This is a genomic window from Pedobacter sp. (assembly GCF_035566355.1).
Lineage (GTDB): Bacteria > Bacteroidota > Bacteroidia > Sphingobacteriales > Sphingobacteriaceae > Pedobacter.
The window spans coordinates 1-4,768 of record NZ_DATMRL010000123.1; the positions used below are offsets into that span (position 1 = coordinate 1).

At 41.7% G+C, this 4,768-nt stretch carries 6 protein-coding genes; all 6 read right to left on the reverse strand.

Annotation, left to right across the window (positions count from 1 at the left end; genetic code table 11):
• On the reverse strand, positions 1 to 182 hold a 182-nt coding region (locus VNZ46_RS04795; RefSeq protein WP_325558995.1), incomplete at its 3' end, for a hypothetical protein.
• A gap of 105 nt (positions 183 to 287) precedes the next feature.
• A complete protein-coding gene (locus VNZ46_RS04800; RefSeq protein ID WP_325558996.1) occupies positions 288 to 1,637 on the reverse strand; it encodes an MFS transporter in 1,350 nt (449 codons plus the stop codon).
• The gene (locus VNZ46_RS04805) at positions 1,638 to 1,880 is read right to left on the reverse strand and encodes a hypothetical protein (RefSeq protein ID WP_325558997.1); all 243 of its coding nucleotides are present in this window, start codon (positions 1,878 to 1,880) and stop codon (positions 1,638 to 1,640) included.
• Between the two features lie 105 nt (positions 1,881 to 1,985).
• Complete coding sequence (locus tag VNZ46_RS04810) at positions 1,986 to 2,705, reverse strand: pirin family protein (protein ID WP_325558998.1); 720 nt, start codon at positions 2,703 to 2,705, stop codon at positions 1,986 to 1,988.
• 81 nt (positions 2,706 to 2,786) lie between these two features.
• Positions 2,787 to 4,019, reverse strand: coding sequence for a glycoside hydrolase family 27 protein (locus tag VNZ46_RS04815; protein WP_325558999.1), 1,233 nt, complete (start codon positions 4,017 to 4,019; stop codon positions 2,787 to 2,789).
• Between the two features lie 11 nt (positions 4,020 to 4,030).
• Positions 4,031 to 4,768, reverse strand: a 738-nt coding sequence (locus VNZ46_RS04820; RefSeq protein ID WP_349255989.1) for a glycosyl hydrolase family 95 catalytic domain-containing protein, incomplete at its 5' end; no start/stop codon positions are given.

The window sequence follows — 4,768 nt, forward strand, 5'->3', positions numbered from 1 at the left end:
CCTTTAAGATCCTGACAAACAGATAAGGCTTTAAATAAAGATTGGTATGGGGATTGTATTGTGCCAGAATTATGGTCACTTCCATTGACTGAAACAAACACTTCCTTAAGCTGTTTTGGAGCTTCAGATTTCGCCCATGCAGCAGACAAAATAAAAACGAATACTAAAAAATAACGAACCATAAATTATAAATATATCCTATAGGCGTGAAGGTCTGCAATTCGGGTGAATTTAAACTACCATATTTTGGCAAAACAGTATGCGATATAAAGAGTAAGGCTGGGAAGCTATGCTTTAAGGTATTTAAAACAGAAAGTCAGTATAAGAAAAGTAAACGTTATTGCAATTACTGCAGTTACCGTAATGGCATGCAATATGGCATTATCACCGCCTATTGCCATTGCACCGAAAGATGCTACTCCTATTGCACCAGCTGTCTGGCGCACCGTGTTTAGTGCTGCCGACGCGGTACCAGAAAGAGATTTATCTACACTGGCCAGAATACCTGTTGTCATAGATGGAACCGCCAGCCCCATCCCCATTGGGATAACTAAAAAAGGGACAAATAACTGCCAGTAAGGTGTATCCGCTTTGGCAATAAAAAGGCCACAAAAACCTATAGCAAACATTGCCAATCCGATCAGAATAGGACGACGTATGCCAAATTTATTAATGATTCTTCCGCTCAAAAGATTAGAGATAACGAAACCTGCAGTTAAAGGTAGAAAAGCAAGCCCAGCCCTAAGTGATGGATAATGCAATACATTCTGCAGGTAAAGGCTCAGTATGAAAATGGATCCATAATAGGCACCATTCAATACGGCTCCCACAGAAAGAAGCAGGTTGAAATTAGCCGATTGGAAGAGATGCAACGGCAACATTGGAAATTTCACTTTCTTTTCAAGAATCAAAAAGACAACCAGCATAACAGCACTAAACAACAAGCCACCAAATATTAAGGGATCCTTAAATCCCAGTTTTGGCCATTCTATAATTACAGCAATCAATGCTGTAACAGACAACATCCATGTTATCTGCCCTGGCATATCAAAACTTCTCTTAGAGGGGGAGCTCTTTTGTGGCAACCGGAAACTAAGTAAAATTCCAGCCGCGCAAAGCGGTACATTAACATAGAAAATGAAGCGCCAATCACTAATCTGCATGATCAATCCTCCAACAACCGGCCCGGCGGCAATAGCCGCACTTCCGGCAGCGGTCCATAATCCAACCGCACGTGCACGTTTAGGCGGATCATGGGCAAAGGTCTGATTAAGTATGGCTAAGGAACTGGGAATCATTGTAGCAGCACCGATGCCCTGCAATACTCTAAATCCAATTAAAACTGTAGAGGTGGCAGCAAAGCCACAGCCCACTGATGCTATTCCAAAAATAAGCATCCCTAACTGGAATATTCGTTTTGCCCCTAAAAGATCACTCAAATTTCCAGCAGACAACATCAAAACAGCAAAGGCTAAGGTATAAGCATCAATTACCCATTGTAAAGTACTGACACTCGCTTTATAGGTAAGGGCTATTTGCGGCAACGCGATATTCACAATAGAAACATCAAGCTGGGCAATTACAAAAGCCAGGCTTGTTATGGCTACTGTCCATCCAAAAGAACTTTCATGATCCATTTAAATCGCCGCCATAATTTCACCATAAAGCAATCCACTACCGCCTCCATAATGCTGAATAATCTTCAGAGATGGATGGATTTGAAGTAAGCGTTTTCGGAGTTCCTGTTCCTCACCATACAAAATACCATTTCCCAGTAACACGAGATCGATCATCTGTTCTGAACAAATGGCCAAAGCCTCTTCATCAGAACAAGCAGTTAAACCTGTCCACTCTTCTCTTGCATTCAGCAGTCGGTCCACGGTCGCAGTAATTTGAGCATCTCTGCCAATATAAAGAATTGTAAGCATCATCATCCAAAATAAAAAGCCCCCACAGCTTTTAACTGCGGGGGCTAAATCTACACATTATATATTCATCGGGATATCCATGAGCAATACTTCAGCACCAGCTGTGTTTGCTTTAAATTGAATGGATTCTGTATCCCAAACACCCAATCCATCTCTTTTATTCAAAACCTGACCATCTATAGTGACCTCACCATTGATTACAAAGGCGTAAACACCGTTCCCACTTTTTTTAATCTTATAAGTAGTTTCAAACCCCTCATCAAATTTACCCAAAGAGAACCAGGCATCCTGGTGGATCCATACTCCTGCATCATCCGGATCAGGCGATAGAATTTGCTGAAAATTATTGTGTCTTTCCTCTACGTTCAATGTAATCTGGCCATAACGAGGCTGTACATTTTTTGCATTTGGAAACAACCAGATCTGCAACAAGTTAACCGCTTCACCTTTATTTGCATTATACTCACTATGATATACACCTGTACCAGCACTCATCACCTGCACATCTCCATGCTGGATCGTAGATGAGCTGCCTAAACTGTCTTCATGTGCCAGTGCTCCAGTTAAAGGAATAGTAATGATCTCCATGTTATCATGAGGATGTGTACCGAAACCTCTCCCTCCATCAATAATATCATCATTCAGCACCCTTAAAACCCCAAAGTTCATCCTTTCAGGATTATAATAATTAGCAAAACTAAATGTATGATGCGCATCTAACCATCCATGATTGGCATGGCCTCTGGTATCAGTTCTGTGCAAAACAAATTGTGACATAAATTTCCTTTCTTTTATATAGTACAAATGTACCGTAGCAATTGTTCTGGCACATTGATCTAGGGTAAGAAATCAATCACGTCAGGATTTGATATTTTTCAGGCGGAATACCTTCGTCTCATGACTGTTTACCTGTCCTTTCCATTTTTTTCCTTTTGCAACTGTTTTATGAGCCCATAGATCTCTTACTGTATAAGCTTCGTTCAGCCCCAGATCAGCAAACTTCAGCTCGGCAGTTTGAGCAGCATCACTTCGGTTCAAAACAGCTACAGCATAATCGCCGTTAGAAAGAGGCTTAACTAAAATTGTCCAAACAGCATCATTCACTTTCCGGGCAGCTTGTTTTCCCAGAGGATCCTGATTAAGCTGGATCACTTCTTTATTGAGTAAAATCCGTTTGGTCTGTTCATCCATGGTACGAAGATCATTTGTAGCCGCCAAAGGAGAAGCTAACATGCTCCACAAACTCATTTGACTCTGGTACTCTGCAATAGTGCATCCAGTACCGCCTAAATCGCCTGATGGTCCTTTTTTACCATTCAGACCAACAACCAGCATATCCATATCATTCCAGTGCCCTATACCAGCGTACTGATCCAGCCCGGCATTTACATCTATAATGTCCAATATTCCCTCTCCTCCTTCTTTCTCCGATCTTCTTTTCCATTTATCCCTTACATCTCCCGTAGTTCTCCACAATTGCCCACCGGCTTCTGCAGCCCATAACCAGGGTTTACGGTCTCCCCATTCACAAATCCCAAAAGCTATCTCCCTACCGCTTTTCCTTAGTGCATCTGCCATTGTTTTATATCGGTGTTTTGCAGTCTTCGCATCCGAAGGTGCACCGCAATAATCATATTTCAGGTAATCAATGCCCCAGGAAGCAAATGTTCTGGCATCCTGTTCTTCAAAGCCTAAACTTGCCGTATAACCAGCGCAAGTTAAAGGTGCAGCATCAGAATAGATACCTAATTTTAAACCTTTGCTGTGTACGTAATCTGAAAGCGCTTTAATCCCCGAAGGAAATTTCTGAGGATCAGCTATGATATTGTTCCGGTTGTCTCTACCGCCCTGCCATCCATCATCAATAAATATGTAATGATATCCCGCATCATGCATGCCCGTTTTAACCAGAGCATCTGCCATTTCCATAATCTCTTTTTCATGGATCTGGTCAGCAAAATAATTCCAGGTCATCCAGCCCATTGGTGGTGTAGCAGCAAGAATACTTCCGTTAGCAGATTTAACTTGCGCAAACGTTTGTTTCTGCGATAAAACAAGCAATAGCAGTAAATACAATATTTTTTTTCTCATTTCTTTGTAAGTTAAAGCACTGAAGTTAATATTTCCTGAATTTTTCCATTTAATTTGATCCTGATTTTTTCTGGTTTTGGTGAAGAAATCTTGTAAGAAACCACCTTCCCTTCTTTCCATTTGAAATCCACAGTGAAATTTCCTCTCGCCTTTAAACCCTTGATATCACCTTGCTTTTTCCAGGCATCCGGAAGAGCAGGTAACAATTCAATATAACCATCATGGCTTTGCAAAAGCATTTCAGCAAAACCTGCTGCAGCCCCGAAGTTTCCATCAATTTGAAAAGGTGGGCCGGCAGAAAGCATATTTGGATAGACTCCTCCCCCGGCACCATAGTTGATATCTGTTCCAAATTTCGGCTTCAATATTTCTCTGAACAATTTAAAAGCCCGGTTGCCGTCATGAAGTCTGGCCCAAAACAAAAGTTTATAGGCAATACTCCAGCTGGGCCCATCGTCTCCCCTTACTTCGAGTGTTTTCTTTGCCGCCTCTGCAAGCTCCGGTGTCGATGATGGCGTAATTAAAGAGGCTGGGTAAAGTCCATACAAATGAGAAATGTGACGATGCTGTGGTTCAGTTTCCTTATAATCTTCCAGCCATTCCTGGATCCTTCCGTCTTTACTAATAACACCCGGGGGAGGTACAGATTTTAGTTTCTCTTCCAACTCCTGTCTGAATTCCGCGTCAACATTTAATCGTTTAGATGCTGTAATCACATTGCCAAACAATTCCCTTACAATCTGATTGTC